The organism is Psychrobacter sp. Ps4 (assembly GCF_022129285.1).
GTDB lineage: Bacteria > Pseudomonadota > Gammaproteobacteria > Pseudomonadales > Moraxellaceae > Psychrobacter > Psychrobacter immobilis_A.
On record NZ_JADQAK010000007.1, the window covers coordinates 97,203 to 114,098 of the forward strand.

Below are 16,896 nucleotides of genomic sequence, written 5' to 3' on the forward strand. Positions count from 1 at the left end.
TCACAAATACCTGAAACAATAACAGATTTTAGCTAGCACCGACAGCTTGAGCCAACTCCGCCGCAGGTAGATAGCCGCCTACTTGCTGTCCTGCTTCTGTAAAGATAGCGGGAGTACCACGCACACCAAGTTTTGCACCCAGTGCCATGTGTTCTTGTACAGGGTTGGCACAGCTAGGCGCTTGTACATCAGCGCCCATTTTCCCTTGATTCATGGCCGCCTTACGATCTTGACTACACCAAATGGCTTCCATTTTTGGCACTGATTCCTGACTGCGCGGCCATGCCAAATAACGTACTTCGATACCACGTGCATTGATATCATCCATCTCTTCATGCAATTTACGACAATAACCACAGTCTGCATCGGTAAAGGCATAGACCACTGACTTCGTTTCGCCTATGGCTGGATAAATCACCATGTCTTTCTTATCGACGGCTTTTAGGGCTTCTTGTGCGGTACTAGCAACCAATGCCGCACTGATATCGACAGGCAGAGCCTCGCCAACCGCAATAATCTGACCTTGGATAATGTGTTTGCCAGACTTATCAGTAAAGAAAGAAGGCAGTCCTTCCGCTGTGACCCAATAAATACCATCCATATCTGTTGGTACGGCTGAAATGATATTTTCTTCAATACCGGACGTATTCAAATTCGCCTGCAACGCCTTTACCACGGCAGCATCGCTATCAGCGGATGCCTTACTTGTACTGGTTTTAGCATCGGTATTATTGACGATACTGGTGTTGCTGGTCGCATCTGCTGCATTGTTTGAGCAGCCCGCAGCAACCACAACAAGCAGTGCACTCATCATAAAACGAGATAAATTATTTCGAGAAAAGCGGTTATGAGCAAAGGTGTTTTTTGCAATCGGGGATGACATATATAGGTGTCCTGTAGGCATCGTGCCTAATCGTGAAGTCGTTTTAAGAAAAATGATACTAAATTTCTATATAAAGCAATACGTATCGATATTGTCTTAAAGGTTTAAAATTAAAAGGTTTTTTTACAATTTAATAATTATAAAAGGTAAGTAATCATGTCGCCTATATTAACATATTTATGGCAAATAACAGCCACAGGCTATGAGGTGATATAGGGAGGTGAGGGTAGCAATAATAGTAGTAGGCATAAACGTCAATTCAAAAAAATAAGATACATTTGTACTATTTAATATCGACGCTTGCCCTTGTAGTCTACGGCTAATAACAGTGTTTTTATAAAAATTCCTATAAAACTATTGATATCAGTGATTTTCAACCCTTTATTTCAATAAATTTTTGCTAAGGAGCACACATGGCAGGTGCCAGTTTATTAACCCTACTTGATGATATCAGTGTGATATTGGATGATGTTTCCGTCATGACCAAAGTCGCTGCTAAAAAAACTGCTGGTGTATTGGGCGATGATTTGGCGCTCAACGCAGAACAGGTCACGGGTGTCAAAGCCAATCGTGAGCTACCAGTGGTCTGGGCGGTCGCCAAAGGCTCATTTATTAATAAGCTTATTTTAGTACCAGCGGCAATACTTATCAGCGCTATTTATCCGCCACTCATTACTTTTTTATTGATGTGTGGTGGATTGTTTTTGGTTTATGAAGGCGCTGAAAAAGTCATTCACCGTTTTTGGCCGCATGCCTTACCACATGATGAAGAGCAAGAAGCGCGTCGAAAAGCCAACGCTGATGAAACGGTAGATTTAGTCGCTTTTGAAAAGGAAAAAATTAAAGGGGCCGTACGCACCGATTTTATTTTATCGGCAGAAATTATTGTAATCGCCCTTGGCGCGACGGCTACCGCGACCTTACTAGAGCGCAGTTTGGTACTGTCTATTTTAGCCATTGGTATTACCGTCGGTATCTATGGTTTGGTGGCTGGTATTGTCAAAATTGATGATATTGGTTTACATATGATGGAAAAAGAAAGCGCATTTACTCAAAAGGTGGGTAAGGTTTTATTTGCTGCCGCGCCTAAATTGATGAAATTCTTGTCTATCGCTGGCACGTTGGCGATGTTTTTAGTCGGTGGTGGGATTTTAGTGCATGGTATTAATTTTTTACACCATAACGTTGAAGACATTGCCCATCTGACCGGTGTATTCCAAAGCTTTACCACTGCGCTCTTAAATGGCGTGATTGGCTTTATCATTGGTGCAGCAATCGTTACTCTTTTGACTGTCATAAGTAAAATTCGTGGAAAAGACGACACAGCGTCATCTGCACACTAAGTCAGTTACCTGTGCTTTAGCTTTATATTTTTTGTAATTTTATTTCGTAAAAAAGCCCCAAAGTTGCTGACAACTTTGGGGCTTTTACGTTGGACGTTATACGATTAGCTTTCGCTATCTGAGTCATCAGCCTCTAGCTTTTCAGCTTGCGTGGGCTTTTTATGCTCCGTTTTAGGCTTACGGCTACGTGCCTTTGGTACTTTTGGCGTGGTCAAATTAAACATACCAGTCTGTGGCAGCAGTTGCTCAGCCACATTTTCAATCATGTTTTTATAACTGGCAATCGTGGTTTTTGACTTAGCTGCCTGACTGTCGTCTTTGCCTGCTTCTTTGGTATTGGTAGGTTGCTCTACCTTAGGCTCATCTGCTGGCTTAGTTTTTTCAACGTCAGCTTCTTGAGTATTAGCCTCTTCAATGTCAGCAGCTTCGCTATCGTCATGTGCCCCGTCAGTCTTTTCAGCTGCTACGTGCTCAACAATAACAGTGCCTTCATTCGACGGCTCGTTAGTTGCTTCTACTAGCGCCTGATCCACTTCTAGCAGCTGCTCGCTATGAGCACTGATATTATCAGCCTGAGCTTGATTGGCTAGAGCATTTGCCTCAATATCATGAGCATCCACATTGTTATCATCATGTTCAATAACCGCTTGCTCAGTATCAGCCGCTTGTGCGGTCGGTAGACTCAACACTGCGGGCTCCTGATAACTAGGATGTTGACCACGTGGATCGTTGCCAGCACGCTTACCAATGGCGCGTGGTTCGACGTCTGTTTTACCTTGCGTTGCCGCAAACTGACTGACCGCTTGTGTCATCGTTTCAAAGCGCGTCAGGTAATCTGCCGCCAATGGCTGATAGCCATAGTTGCTAAAGTCGAAATTGCTGTCCTCAACGTTAGTATCAGCAGTCGGTGTGACGCTCGTTCCAATGTTGGCTGATTTTGCTTGCTGCGTATGTGCATCGATAGCAGCAATAAAGCAACTGATGACACCGTCATTTTTCAAACGACTTTCTGCATCTACTAATGCTTTACGAACAAAATCACCAACGGTGCCACGAATAGTCGATGGGCTTACCACTACAGGCTCAGCTACTGATGGTTGTTGAGTTGCTTGCGCTTGCTGACTACGAACCACACGTGGATCATTACTAGCCTGACCAAACTTCTCAGCAGTCACGTAGCGTTTGGCAAATAATGCTTCGTGCGTTAGTGCCAGTGCTGAGTTGTTCTTATCATTTGTACTATGACCACTTGCGCTATGACTGTCATTGGCATTGCTAACATCGGCGTCACTGTCGGTAGTAACGTCAACAGTGTCACTATTCGCTTTTTCTGTGGATTCTGATTCTGGCTGCTTTGGTGTTATTGCTACGCTGTCCACGTCGGTATCCACAGATTTTGAATGGTCAGCTTGGTCTTTGGTAGCGCTGTTAGATGTTGGTTGCTCATCTATAGCAGGTTTTTTGACAGTAGCGTTACTGTCTGTTTTCGGGGCATTATTTTGTCCCTTGTCCTCAGTGGTGCTAACGTTAACATCATCAACATCATCAACATTAACATCATGAGTCGCTACAGTGCCTTCGTCGTTACCCTTCACAGCAGCTGTTTCAGGAGCAGTTTTTTTGTCATTGCTCTGCTGATTATCACTTTGCTGTGTACTAGCTTCTTTTGTACTGCTTTCTTTATTAACATCATTTACTGACTTTTGCTTTTCAGTAGATTGAGGTTTTGTCTGTGTAGACTTACTGTCATCTAGAGACAAGTGCACGACTTCTGGTGATTTCAGCTCAACAGGTGCTTCATTGACCTGTAGCACGACTTCATTAGGATCTTGATTTCGACGCGTGTTAGAGTGATTTTTTCGGCTGTTCGCACCTGTCGTCGCTTGCTGATTGGGTTGCTTAATGTTTTCAGCTGTTAATGTCTCACCACGCTCTAACTTGCCACGTGAGCCGCGTTGACTATGCGATTTACGCTTCGCACGAGTTTGCTCATCTGCCGTATTACTGTCTTTATCAGCATCATCATTGCGCTCGTTTGCATGGTGGCTACTGTCTTGACGACTGCTGTTTTGCTGGTTATTATCTTGACGATTGTTGCGGTTGCGCTCATTCGTGCGTCTGGTATCCTGCTGACGTTTGTTTTGATTGTCAGCCTGCTTGTCATCAGCGTTATTTGCCGCATTATTTGAGGTGTTGTTCTCGGTATCGCCGCTTACTTCATTGCTCGACTCTTCTGCCTGATCTTTTCTTTGACGAGGTTTAGAAGATCTAGATTTACGTGGCTTACGTCTTCTTCTATCTTCATTACTGCTATCATCATCGGTGTCGCTGTCTGAGCTACGACGCGCTTGTTGACGATTGACATTGTTGTCGGATGGTTGTTCGTTATTTTCCTGACTGTTCTGCTGATTTGCTGGTACATTGTTCGATGCACCCGTTGATGGATTACTCAGAGCACTGCTATCCACTTGTCCAAATGAGCCTAAGCTTTGTGCGCCATTATTTACTAGTGCTTCAATGGCTTGTGCTGCATCACGACTACTGACGCTAGGCGTCGTTGAGGCTTGTGGTGCTTGCGCAAATAGGTTTGATAACCACGCCACTGCTTGTGGCTGAGCTGCTGTCTCAACATGTGCAGGAGCTGTAGTTGCTGCTACTGGAGCAACATGTGCAGGGGCTGCCACACTCTGGTTGTTGTTTGCTTGTGGCGCGCGCGCCGATGAAACGTTGGTCGTATTTTTATTGTTACGATGTTCGTTGCTGTGTTTACTATGCTCAGCTGTACTGGTCGGTTTGTTTGATTGGCTAGCAGTATCATTGCTCGCTATTTGACGTGGCTGGCGCGTTGGCTGTTGCTCTGGACGCTCTTTTTCAGCCGTTTGCCAGTCAACTTCATAACCCAAATCGCTATGTTCTTGGGCTGTATCCGTAATACGCTCATAACTTGAAGGCGCAAAGCCATCACGGTTAAAGTGTAGTTTAAAGTTAGGCGACTCTAAATGCGCGTGTGGCAAAATCGTGATACGCGTGCCACTGTCTTGTTCAAGATAAACTAAGGCATCACGTTTTTCGTTTAATAAGAAGGCGGCGATATCTGTTGGAACTTCTGCTTGTACTTCGCCTTGACGTTCTTTTAGCGCGATTTGTTCAATCTGACGCATAATTGATAGTGACAATGAGCGCAAGTCACGAATCATGCCATTACCATGGCAGCGTGGGCAGATATAGCCGGTTGATTCTTCTAGCGATGGACGCAGACGCTGACGGCTCATCTCCATCAAACCAAACTTAGAAATATCACCAAATTGCACACGTGCACGGTCATATTTGGTGGCATCGATCAGACGTTTTTCGACTTCTTTTTGATGCTTATTGTCATTCATATCAATAAAATCAATGACAATCAAACCACCCATATCACGCAAACGTAGCTGACGGGCAATTTCATCGGCTGCTTCAAGGTTAGTATGATACGCAGTTTCGGCAACGTCTGAACCTTTGGTCGATTTGGCTGAGTTGATATCAATAGAGACTAGTGCTTCCGTTTGATCAATAACGATTGAGCCACCTGATGGCAGACGCACTTCACGTTGATACGCGGTTTCGATTTGCTTTTCGATATTAAAGCGTGAAAACATCGGCTCATAATCGGTATATTTGCGTAGCTTTTCTGCTTGTTTTGGCATAACCGCATCGATGAAGCCAGCGGCTTCGATATAAGCGTTTTCGTTATCAATCCAAATCTCAGCGATATCATCACGTAGGTAATCACGGACAGCACGGGTTACGACACCTGCTTCTTGATGTACCAAGCGCGGCGACGGATATTTCTGGTTTTGTTCTTGAATGGCTTGCCAGATATTCAGCAAGTGGTTTAAATCGTGCTGTAAGTCCTCTTGAGTTTTACCAATACCCGCGGTACGAATAATGACACTCATACCTTTTGGTAAATCAAGATTGCTTAGCATACGCTTCATGTCTTCACGAAGTTTGCCTGAAATTTGACGTGAGATACCGCCGCCACGAGGGTTATTTGGCATCAATACCAAATAGCGACCTGCTAAAGAGACATACGTCGATAGGGCAGCGCCTTTGTTACCGCGCTCCTCTTTTTCGACTTGGACGATTAATTCATCGCCTTCTTTGATCAGTTTTTTGATGTTTTCGTCACGTGGATTACCGCTTAAATATTCAGCAGAGATTTCACGAATTGGTAAAAAACCTTGGCGCTGTGAGCCATATTCGACAAACACCGCTTCAAGCGATGGCTCGACACGGGTTACATGACCTTTATATATATTGGATTTTTTTTGTTCACGAGTACGGTTTTCAAGATCGAAATCGTAAAGATGATTGCCTTTACATAAGGCGACACGAATTTCTTCGTTTTGAGTAGCGTTGATCAAAATGCGTTTCATATTTGTATCCTATGAGTACGCATAACAACGACGAGACGGGCTTTAGAGCGCAATGGCAAGTATGGCTAATATTTAAATTAGCATGGGCAGATGTTAATCAACGATAGAACGTAAATCATGGGTTAATAAAGCACTTGGGCTTTGTCAATGGCTTGTTTTTTACCTAAAGTGTGTTAGCAAAACTAACGTAAATATAAAATTTATAGGGTGTAAGGCTATCTATTTATATCCTATTATTGATAGGTTTGGTACAAATATTAATGCGTCAGCATGCGATTCAGTTTTACTATCAGCAAGCTTTATTGGTAGTCATGCCAGCTTACTTTGTAAGAGCAGGCGACGGGCAGTGACGAGATTCAATATACTGATATTCAAAAGGCGTTATGCTGCTGCAATCCATCCATCAAAGTCTAGCAATAATATCGCTGTTATAAATACCATTATATGAAATGGTGATATTCAGCAATTATTTGTTTAGGTAAAGCAATTGGTCACTCTTTATTTATCGTTCTTTCTGGTATAACGTCAATAATATCTTGGGTGTTTTACGGTTAGGTGTCGCGGCTCCGGTGATCAGCGGGGCGTACTTGGCAAACAGAATAAATGACCAAACTATCGGTGTGGTGCTGTATTCATATCTTTTTTATCGTTATCTGTTTGACCACCAATACGTAGGCAGCTATCGATATACTTCTCGATCCTAATGCTAAACAACCCATACTTGCTCAACTACACTTGCGTAAAGGACCGCCAGATAACCAGTCATTAAATCATGAATAATTATCAAATAAAGTCGTTGTCATGCAGGTTGTGAGTCAATGTAGTGTCATTATCGGTCAATAAACAGGCGCTTAGCCAAACTTATCAACGCTGAATTTATGAACACAAAGGTATTTAGTGTCACTATTTATTCTATGGTACTGAGTAAAGTCAGTACGATACTTTCATTTTACAATTTATGGGGACATATCTATAAATATCTACAAGTGATATTTCTAAACAGATACTGCGCCCTAAAATTCGATTAAACATACAATGTTGGCAGGGCATACCGCCAATACCTTTTCACTAAAAGTTCGTAAAAATGGTAATGCGCTATTTAGAACAACAACAATGATTATTGCTGCAGTCTCTGCTTAATTGTCGCTCAACATGCTAAACTATAGCAAATCTTTCTGTAAATACCTAACTAAAAATGACGAAGCCAAAAATGACTGACGACGCACCTACCCATGAAGCCCCTGCTATTTTTAATAGTAAAACACGCCCGCAAAGCGCTGATGATGAAATCAGCAACTTTGGTAAGGTAAATTATCTTGAAGTAACCCGCCATCAACACGATCAGCGCTTGGATAATTTCTTACTGAACCGTTTAAAAGGTTTGCCAAAACCGCATATCTATAAAATGATTCGCTCAGATGAGATTCGGGTCAATAATAAACGCTGCAAAGCGCATGATAGAGTACAGCGTGAAGACGTGGTACGTATCGCGCCAGTGGTACTTGCTACCCGCGAAAAACCAATCATCAGTGCCGAGTTTGCTAAAAGCTTGTTAGCGCGCGTAGTGTATGAAGACGAAGGAATGCTAGTACTGAATAAGCCTTCTGGCATCGCCGTTCATGGTGGTAGTGGTTTGGACTTTGGTGTTATCGAAGCCATGCGTGAAGTGACAGGTAAAAAATACCTAGAGCTGATACATCGCATTGATAAAGACACTTCAGGTCTATTGATGATTTCTAAAAAACGCTCAGCGCTAAAAGCGTTGCAACAGCATCTCGTCGATAAAACCATCCAAAAGCATTACTTATGTATCGCCAAAGGTCAGCCAGCATTAAATGAGCAACGCATTGATGCCTCATTGCTACGCTATACAGTTGCTAGTGGTGAACGCCGCGTCAAAGTAGATGCGCAAGATCCGCAATCTAAAGACAGCCAGACGGATATCGTCGTTCATGGTCGTTTTATGATTGCTGATCAGCCAGTTAGTTTAATTGAAGCCAAACCACTGACCGGTCGCACTCATCAAATCCGTGTGCATTTGGCTCATATTGGTCACGCTATCTTGGGTGATGATAAATATAATGTGCATGATAAATCAGGCGTCCATCGCCTGTGTCTGCATGCGTGGCGTTTAGACATTCCAGGCTATGAAACTATTACCGCACCGCTACCAGATGACATGGCAGATTGGTTGCCAGAGCAAGTTAAATTACCTGAATAAGTCGCCAAATAAAATTTTTAAGCATTAACTTTAAACGTCACGAACACTTATTTTTCTTAATAAGTCGCCGTGACGTTTTCGTATCTACCATTTATTATTGATATTCGTTAAGGTCTATTTATGAGCAATCAATCTGTCGCTAGTATCTCTAGCGCTTCCAAAGGAACTCAGTTATCAGCCAGTCATCGTTTAGCGGATAAGACGCTGATTATTTTTGATTGGGATGGGACGCTGATGGATTCCATTGGATTAATCGTTGAGTCAATGCATGTGGCAGGAAAGGCGCATGGTTTTCAGACGACCGATAAAGCAGTACAAGACATCATTGGGCTGAGCTTAATGAATGGCATTGAGGTTTTGTATCCGCAAGCCAATGACACGCAAAAGCTTGTGATTCAGCAAAGCTACGCAGACCACTATATTGCCAACAGCCACAGTACGCCGCTTTTTGCGCCGATAGAAGGGATGTTGCAGACCCTACAAGCCCAAGGTAAAAGCCTCGCGGTTGCAACTGGTAAAAAGCGAAAGGGCTTAGACCGCGTATTAGATGCTTCAGAGAGCCACCATTATTTTGTGATGACCCGCTGTGCCGATGAGGCAGGCTCAAAATCTGACCCGCAGATGTTGACCGATATTTTGGATTATACGCAGCAGCAAATCGCCGATGCTGTTTTCATCGGTGACAGTATCTACGATATCCAAATGGCAACGAGACTGGGCATGAACAGTATTGCGGTGAATTATGGTACAGCATCACCTGCAGAGCTCGCCGCACAGCAACCCACGTATCAGGTTGACACGCCACAAGCGTTGGCTGAGCTACTATGTGCTTAAATAAAAGCACTTAAATAAAAGTGCTTAAATAAAGGTGCTTAAATAAAGGTGCTTAAATAAAAATCTTTTTAGATGCTAAAAATGATAATAAAAAAAGGGCTTATCGATAATAATGATAAACCCTTTTTACTTGGAGACGATGATATTTATTGGCTTTATTTTTGAGTGCTATCCTTTTGAGCACTGTCCTTTTCAATCGCGCCTTTTTCGATATTGTCTTTTTCAATCGCTTCTTCCAACTCAGCGCCTTCTAGTAACGCAAAAGAGGATTCAATGATTTTGTCTGCATCGAGCTGATATTCATACCAGTTGCCCATGACACCAGCCAGCTCATCAAGACCTTCTTTTCTTAGTGCTGAAAATAGCTGAATGCTACAGTTCAATCCCAGTTCTTTTAGTCTTTTACGAGTATTAAGTAACGCATTTTTAGATGCGCCATATTTCAATTTATCAGCTTTGGTTAGCAAGATATGTACTGGCAGTTCACCATCATTTGCCCAACGTAGCATTTGCTCGTCAAAGAACTTCAATGGATGACGAATATCAGTCATGAGCACCAAACCTGCAAGGCTTGAGCGCGCCACCAAGTATTCTTCTAGCTCAACCTGCCATTCTTTTTTCATCTCAAGCGGTACCGCTGCGTAGCCATAACCTGGCAAATCCACCAAACGTCTATCAGCATCACCAATACTAAAAAAGTTAATCATCTGCGTACGACCAGGCGTTTTAGATGAGCGTGCTAGTTGGCGCTGATTGGTTAAGGCATTAATAGCAGAGGATTTACCTGCGTTTGAGCGTCCTGCAAAGGCAACTTCTAAGCCCATATCGGGTGGGCAGAGACGAAAAGTAGGCGCTGACATCATAAACTCAGTTTGCTGAATTTTTTGACGAGATTTAGTGTTGAACAATGCATGTTCGGCGGCGACATCAGTAAACGGGGTACTCATAAATGGCTCATTAATCTTTAAGAAATTGGATACGGTTATAAAATTTTAATCAACTGGTTGTCGAGAAGACAGTGCATTAGACAAAAAATCGTTACGAAGTTATTCATCATAACTTTCAATGTTTATTGGTCATAAACACAGTCATTTCAAGTTATCGACTATTCTATACTATTACTTATCTTACTTATTGAAATAACTATGATTAGCATCACATAAATGACAGAATACCATTAAAATAAGCGCTCATTAGAGCAAGTTGCCGCTTTTATTCATGCGTTACCAAAGCCAAACTATATTTATCTATATTTATACGACATACATTGTTACAATGTTTAATAAGATATACTGAACGAACGACGTTTAATAGCAAGATTGATTAAACGAGAGAAGCATCAAAAGGAGGTGTTCTATGGTTTCAATCAATGCACTTTTTAGCCAGACCTACCGAGTTTTAGTAGGTAGCGGAGCGGCATTACTGCTCAGTAGTGCCATCATGACTAGCGCTAATGCTGCTGATATTGCAGCCACCTATGATAACTCATGTGCTGCCTGTCACGATAGTGGGGCGCTGAACGCCATCAAAAAAGGTGATAGTGCCAAATGGCAACAGCTTATCAAACAAAAAAGCATGCCGACACTTATTAATTCTGTTAAAAGTGGTATGACGCAGATGCCTGCTGGTGGTCTTTGTAACAGTTGTAGCGATGATGATTATCGTAAGTTGATTGAGTACATGAGTAAGTGAGACGCTGACCGATAAAGCAACACAATACGACACACTATAAAACAACATAAAAAAGCGCTGGGTTTTTTAGCCTGTAAGCGCTTTTTGTTTTTTGTTGGCATACTTGTCTATGTGTTAGAAAAACTGATGGATGTGACGATTAAGTAGGCAAATGCTACAAAGTCTTGCTATAATAATCGAAAATAAACCCTGATGTTAGTAAGTACTTTCAGACTGCTTGTGGCCAAGACCTTAAAACATATACCTACCTAACCAATAGTAGGGTAGTTTATATGAGGTATCTTATCAGTGCAATCACTCTAAATAATGCTTACGCCGAGCTAGTAGGATTTGTATCAATGAAAAAGTTAATCGCTGCTGCCAGCTTATGCGTTGCAAGTTTCAGCGTACAAGCTGCTATTATTGTTCCTGAGTACGACGTCAATGCCGGTAAGCAAATTGCAGAAACGGTTTGTGCTGCTTGTCATGGTGTTGATGGTGTGAGTGTTGTCCCTGCGCAGCCCAACTTGGGTGGCCAAAACGTAAAATACCTTTACAAACAGTTGGTCAACTTTAAAGCAGGTTATCGCAAGAACGGTATTATGCAATCACAAGTTGCAAATTTATCGCAGCAAGATTTAGCCAACGTGGCTGGTTATTATGCTAGCCAAGCGCCTTGGGGTGTTGGATTTGGTAATCCTGCGACCAATCAAGAAGCCACTAAGCTATTCTTAGGTGGTGATAAGTCACGCGGTGTCATCGGTTGTGCAGGCTGTCATGGTCCAGATGCTGCTGGTAATACTTGGGCGGCATTTCCACGCTTAGGTGGTCAGCATGCACAGTACATCGCAACTCAGCTAAAACTCTTCCGTGCGGCTGGCCGTGTTGATGATGTTGATAGTGATGAGCAAAAACGTGTCAATGATGCTGCGAAAGAAGGCGATATGGGCATGATGCAGACAGTCGCATCGAAACTATCGGATCGTGATATTCGTATCTTGTCAGATTATATCAGTGCTGTTCACTAATTGATTGATATCAGCTACTAGTGCCTAATGCACGTTGCCTCACTGAAATTGATAAGCACTTGACCATATATTCGCCATTGTTTCATTATTAAACCCCGATTTCGGGGTTTTTTTATAACTGTTCATCCCTTATATTATAGAGACCTTATAGTCATTCCATTATAAAAGAGTTGCTGCATTAACCTCGCTTGAAGTTTTGAATATATATATTTGCTTCTGGTTACCTTGTGCTTCTTTTAAATTGAATCGACTATATAAAATAAAACTGCTTACAGAGGCCTATCGTTGCTCTGTATCATGATAAATTATCGTTATTCACTTTATACCAAACCCACAGAGTATGATTGGCGGTGTCAAACTTGTTTCGTCTACAATGCGTAGTACTGACCCTCTTTTTCCCAGCTATTCTCATTTTTGTGAAAGGTATCAGATCGTTTGGATTTAGATTATGATGATCCGTTATGCTTCTTATTTTATCGCGGCACTGCTACCGCTACTGCTGTTTCGTTGGTTTGCACCAACATCCATTGGTGAGATTGACTTTTGGTTACTCTGGCTATTGGCTATGGTATTGGTATCCTTGCCCGTCGTTTATGCGGAAATTGCTTTAGCCTATCGTAGTGTCGAGGCGCCATTAGCAGGGATGCAAAAGCTTACTCGCGAAGCAGATGCCAGCCCAATATGGCGTAGTTTTGGGTGGCTCGCCGCGCTGGTCTCTATTATGATTGCGGCGTTAGTGATCTCAGGCGCGAGCACAGGTATTTTGGCGGCATTGACGGAGCTTAATAGCGCTCCTGCTATACCAGATTTTGCGATCGCTGCTGGCCTGATGGTCATTGCTGTGTTACTCAGTTTATTAGGCGTTGCACCGTTACCGATTGGCCTGGGATTAATGGTGATAGGTTTGTTGCTGGGCGTGGCAAATGGCCTACCCAATATTGACTTTGCGATGACTGATATCAGTTTAAATGAATGGGCGCGTGCAGTCGCGTTAGCGTTGGTTAGTGTGGGTGCAGGCACAGGCTTATACTGGTTTGGTCAAAACTTGGTAACCAACCAAGTGGCAACAGCGGTAGACACGGACAATATCAATGCACAAAAACCTGCTCGCAGCCGTGCGACGAGTGAGTATCGGGCAACCAAATTGGTACTCCCGATTTGGATATTGCAATTGATCGTTGGGGTTGTGGCGTTATCTATTAGTGGCATGGCATTGCCACCGATTGGACAGCTATCGTATTGGATAGGGGTGTTATTTGTCGCCAGCTATTTGCTGTATTATAGTACCCAGCAATTAGCGCACAAGTTTGGGCTACTGGTCAGTTTGGGATTAACCTTTGTTTTGGCGCTTTTGTTAGTCGTTATCATACCAACTGTTTGGCTGGTCGGACTTTTAGTGATTATTAGCAGCATAGCGGTATTATTGCTGTCTATCTTTGCGGGTTGGCAGATGAAAATTAGTCATCTGCGTAAGTCATTAAATTTTGGCAATGAAGCGTTTTATAATTTATGGCGAATAGCGATTCGTTTGATTGTGCCACTAGCACTGTTATTGGCATTGATAGGTTGGGTGATGCAGTGGTTGAGTTAACTGCTAATGGCGTTCAATCTGATAATAATTGTGCGCCGTCATCTGAGCAGACCATGCTAATGACTGTTTATTTGGCATACGCTGAAGATGCAAAATGTCAGCATTATTTAACCCTACAAGTTAATGATGAAACAAGTTTGTATGAGGCATTGAGGAAGGCAGGATGGTTGGTGAAATTTCCAGCGTTAGCACGTTGGTGTGAGCAAGTGGCAGATATTACCACGCCAACGGCGAAGCGTTGGCATGTGGGTATCTATGCACAAAAACAGCCGCTCAGCTATCGCTTGCAGCCTTTTGATCGTATTGAAGTATATCGCAGCTTAAGCGCTGATCCCATGTCTCAGCGCAAAAATAAATCTCGAGTTTAAGCGATGTTGCGCCATCTATCATCAAAGCCAGTTGCCGTTCTTGATTATGAGGCAGGTAGGCTTTCGATACCTTCAATACGATTGACCAAACCATTATTATCAAAATAGATAATTAAGTGCTGACTGGCATTTTTGACATCAGCAATACCCTTGCGGCTACCTTCTGTCCCTGCTTTGTAATCGTAAATATAATCCCAACGCTTAGGTTCTAAGGTGTCTCTAATAGCTGGGCTACCAAGGATATAAAGGACTTGGTTTTGATTCATACCCACTTGCAGTTTTTGCGCTTGCGCTTGAGTGATGGCAGTGCCTTGTGGCAAATCAATCTTATAAACACTCAATAATGAGCAGCCAGACATAGCGACAGTAGCGCTAAGAATACTGGTTATGACAATCTTGCGTAATACGCTTGCAGGGCTTAACGGACGAAAAGTTAATGTCTTTATCATGGTAAGATGACTCATAAGAAATGAATTAGGCGCAGCCAGAGGTTGTTAATGCGAGTCTGGCTGACAATCTTGGACAAATGATACGTCATTTACTTGCAATTTCCTACCACTTACGACATTATTTACCAAATGCTACCTGAGTCATTTTATTATTTATATTTTAAATTCATAGACTTGCGTTAGGATTATTATAGAAAATAACAGGCTTGGACATGAGGTCAAATCAGCCAGTCTGCTGTTATTAAAATGTTTCATATACTATAAAAAAATAATCATTAACGATTATTTATCTCATATTTTTGGTTCTTTATTTGCTAAGACTGTCACAGTCAGAAGGGATATTATGGCTTCTTTTACCAATCAAGATTTACGTAAAGCGGGATTAAAAGTCACGTTACCTCGCATCAAGATTTTAGAGCTACTGGAGAGTGCAGAGTTGCATCATATGAGTGCTGAGGAGGTTTATAAAGCACTGATAGAGCAAGGTGAGGATGTGGGTTTAGCGACTGTCTACCGAGTGCTGACGCAATTTGAGCAAGCTGGTATCGTCGAGCGTCATAACTTCGAAAATAATTTATCGGTGTTTGAGATTACCCAAGAAGGCCATCATGACCATTTGGTTTGTGACGTTTGTGGCAAGATTATAGAATTTCATAACGAAGTCATCGAAGAAGAGCAGCTTAAAGTCGCAGAAAAGCACGGATTTAAGTTATCAGGTCATTCATTGGTGCTATACGGTATTTGTAATGACCAAGAGTGTCGGGATAGCATCAAGTAATTTTTTAATTGGTGAGCATGATCTACCTTTGATATCGTTTTTAGTGCGTTATCACCATGTATAAAATAAGAAAGCCCTCATAATAATATGAGGGCTTTCTTATAAGTTTTTATGACAAAAACGAATAACAATGCTCAAAAGCCATGCTTAACTGATATCTAATGATAAGTTATCCGCACCTTCATCCAGATTGGCGGTGCCATTTTTACTGCTGAGTTTGATTTTTAGGCGCAAATCATTAGGAGAGTCAGCATGAAGAATCGCTTCTTTATAGGTGATTTCTCCTTGCTCATATAAGTCAAAAAGAGCCTGATCAAAGGTTTGCATGCCGCTATCCCGCGATCGTGTCATGACATCTTTGATTTCATGAACCTCGCCTTTACGGATATAGTCACTAATCAGCTGTGAGTTCAATAAAATCTCAATAGCCGCACGGCGTCCTTTACCATCAGGAGTTGGGATGAGCTGCTGCGCAATAATGGCTTGCAAGTTGAGCGACAAATCCATAAATAACTGATTGTGGCGACTGGTTTCAAAAAAGTGAATGATACGGTCAATCGCTTGGTTGGCGTTGTTGGCGTGTAAGGTGGCAAACACCAAATGCCCAGTTTCAGCGTATTGGATCGCGTAGCTCATGACTTCACGGTTACGAATCTCACCAATCAAAATAACATCAGGTGCTTGGCGTAACGTGTTTTTTAGTCCTGCTTCAAATGAGTGGGTATCGATACCAACTTCACGCTGGGTAATAATACAACCACGATGTTTGTGGACAAACTCGATAGGATCTTCGATGGTAATGATGTGACCATGCGAGTTTTGATTACGGTGTCCGATCATAGAAGCAAGGGTCGTTGATTTACCTGTACCCGTTGCACCCACAAGTAAAATGATACCGCGTTTTTTCATTGCCAGCTCTTTTAACGATGGTGGCAAACGCAGCTCTTCGACAGTCGGAATTTTATTCTCAATTTTCCGTAAAATCATCCCTGCCATATCACGCTGTATAAAGGCACTGACCCGAAAACGTGCTTGCTGTGCTTCATCAGCAATGGCAAATTGGCACTCGTTGGTCTCTTCAAACTCTTTTTGCTGGTTTGGTGTCATGACGCCTTTGACCAATCGCATGGTTTGCTCAGCGGTTAAAGGCGTTTTACCGACAGGCAGAATTTTGCCATTCACTTTCATGGAAGGCGCTACATCAGCGGTAATAAAAAGGTCCGAGCCATTTTTATTGATCATTAACTGCAATAGTTTATCAATGTCCATATCGTACCTGCATTCGATGTAAATCGATTAAAAAAGTATTTAA

At 42.4% G+C, this 16,896-nt stretch carries 13 protein-coding genes; 8 read left to right on the forward strand and 5 right to left on the reverse strand.

Annotated elements, in window-relative coordinates; genetic code table 11:
* Positions 1 to 28 precede the first annotated feature (28 nt).
* The gene (locus I3252_RS06050; protein WP_238034548.1) at positions 29 to 883 is read right to left on the reverse strand and encodes a DsbC family protein; all 855 of its coding nucleotides are present in this window, start codon (positions 881 to 883) and stop codon (positions 29 to 31) included.
* Between the two features lie 413 nt (positions 884 to 1,296).
* Here I3252_RS06050 and I3252_RS06055 point away from each other — a divergent pair, with 413 nt between their 5' ends.
* Positions 1,297 to 2,226 (forward strand): DUF808 domain-containing protein, encoded by a 930-nt coding sequence (locus I3252_RS06055; protein WP_238034549.1) that lies wholly within the window; start codon positions 1,297 to 1,299, stop codon positions 2,224 to 2,226.
* A 104-nt stretch (positions 2,227 to 2,330) separates the two neighbouring features.
* Here I3252_RS06055 and I3252_RS06060 read toward each other — a convergent pair whose 3' ends face one another.
* Positions 2,331 to 6,644, reverse strand: a complete 4,314-nt coding sequence (locus I3252_RS06060; protein WP_238034550.1) for an Rne/Rng family ribonuclease — start codon at positions 6,642 to 6,644, stop codon at positions 2,331 to 2,333.
* A gap of 1,210 nt (positions 6,645 to 7,854) precedes the next feature.
* On the opposite strand from I3252_RS06060, the gene I3252_RS06065 reads away from it, so the two are divergent.
* Positions 7,855 to 8,865: an RluA family pseudouridine synthase gene (locus tag I3252_RS06065; RefSeq protein WP_060490360.1), complete on the forward strand. Its 1,011-nt coding sequence runs from the start codon at positions 7,855 to 7,857 to the stop codon at positions 8,863 to 8,865.
* A 120-nt stretch (positions 8,866 to 8,985) separates the two neighbouring features.
* Positions 8,986 to 9,699 carry an HAD-IA family hydrolase gene (locus I3252_RS06070; protein WP_238034551.1) on the forward strand — a complete coding sequence of 238 codons (714 nt, stop codon included), beginning with the start codon at positions 8,986 to 8,988 and terminating at the stop codon, positions 9,697 to 9,699.
* 155 nt (positions 9,700 to 9,854) lie between these two features.
* Here I3252_RS06070 and yihA read toward each other — a convergent pair whose 3' ends face one another.
* Positions 9,855 to 10,646: a ribosome biogenesis GTP-binding protein YihA/YsxC gene (yihA, locus tag I3252_RS06075; protein ID WP_238034552.1), complete on the reverse strand. Its 792-nt coding sequence runs from the start codon at positions 10,644 to 10,646 to the stop codon at positions 9,855 to 9,857.
* A 409-nt stretch (positions 10,647 to 11,055) separates the two neighbouring features.
* Here yihA and I3252_RS06080 point away from each other — a divergent pair, with 409 nt between their 5' ends.
* The 4 genes from I3252_RS06080 to I3252_RS06095 all read left to right on the forward strand — a co-directional run bounded on the left by I3252_RS06080 (position 11,056) and on the right by I3252_RS06095 (position 14,357).
* On the forward strand, positions 11,056 to 11,391 hold the full coding sequence (locus I3252_RS06080; RefSeq protein ID WP_045455333.1) for a c-type cytochrome: 336 nt from the start codon (positions 11,056 to 11,058) through the stop codon (positions 11,389 to 11,391).
* A gap of 338 nt (positions 11,392 to 11,729) precedes the next feature.
* Positions 11,730 to 12,398 (forward strand): c-type cytochrome, encoded by a 669-nt coding sequence (locus I3252_RS06085; protein ID WP_045443487.1) that lies wholly within the window; start codon positions 11,730 to 11,732, stop codon positions 12,396 to 12,398.
* A 448-nt stretch (positions 12,399 to 12,846) separates the two neighbouring features.
* A complete protein-coding gene (locus I3252_RS06090; RefSeq protein ID WP_238034553.1) occupies positions 12,847 to 13,989 on the forward strand; it encodes a hypothetical protein in 1,143 nt (380 codons plus the stop codon).
* Entirely contained in the window at positions 13,977 to 14,357 is a 381-nt protein-coding gene (locus tag I3252_RS06095) for an RnfH family protein (RefSeq protein WP_238034554.1), read from the forward strand. Before I3252_RS06090 ends, I3252_RS06095 begins: the two co-directional genes overlap by 13 nt.
* Positions 14,358 to 14,401: 44 nt before the next feature.
* Here the strand turns inward: I3252_RS06095 and bamE are convergent, their stop codons facing one another.
* Entirely contained in the window at positions 14,402 to 14,821 is a 420-nt protein-coding gene (gene bamE / locus I3252_RS06100; RefSeq protein ID WP_201501928.1) for an outer membrane protein assembly factor BamE, read from the reverse strand.
* Between the two features lie 328 nt (positions 14,822 to 15,149).
* Between bamE and fur the strand changes: the two genes are divergently transcribed.
* Positions 15,150 to 15,584 carry a ferric iron uptake transcriptional regulator gene (gene fur / locus I3252_RS06105; RefSeq protein WP_045443492.1) on the forward strand — a complete coding sequence of 145 codons (435 nt, stop codon included), beginning with the start codon at positions 15,150 to 15,152 and terminating at the stop codon, positions 15,582 to 15,584.
* 147 nt (positions 15,585 to 15,731) lie between these two features.
* On the opposite strand, the gene I3252_RS06110 is transcribed toward fur, so the two are convergent.
* On the reverse strand, positions 15,732 to 16,853 hold the full coding sequence (locus tag I3252_RS06110) for a PilT/PilU family type 4a pilus ATPase (protein WP_193011253.1): 1,122 nt from the start codon (positions 16,851 to 16,853) through the stop codon (positions 15,732 to 15,734).
* Between the last annotated feature and the right edge of the window lie 43 nt (positions 16,854 to 16,896).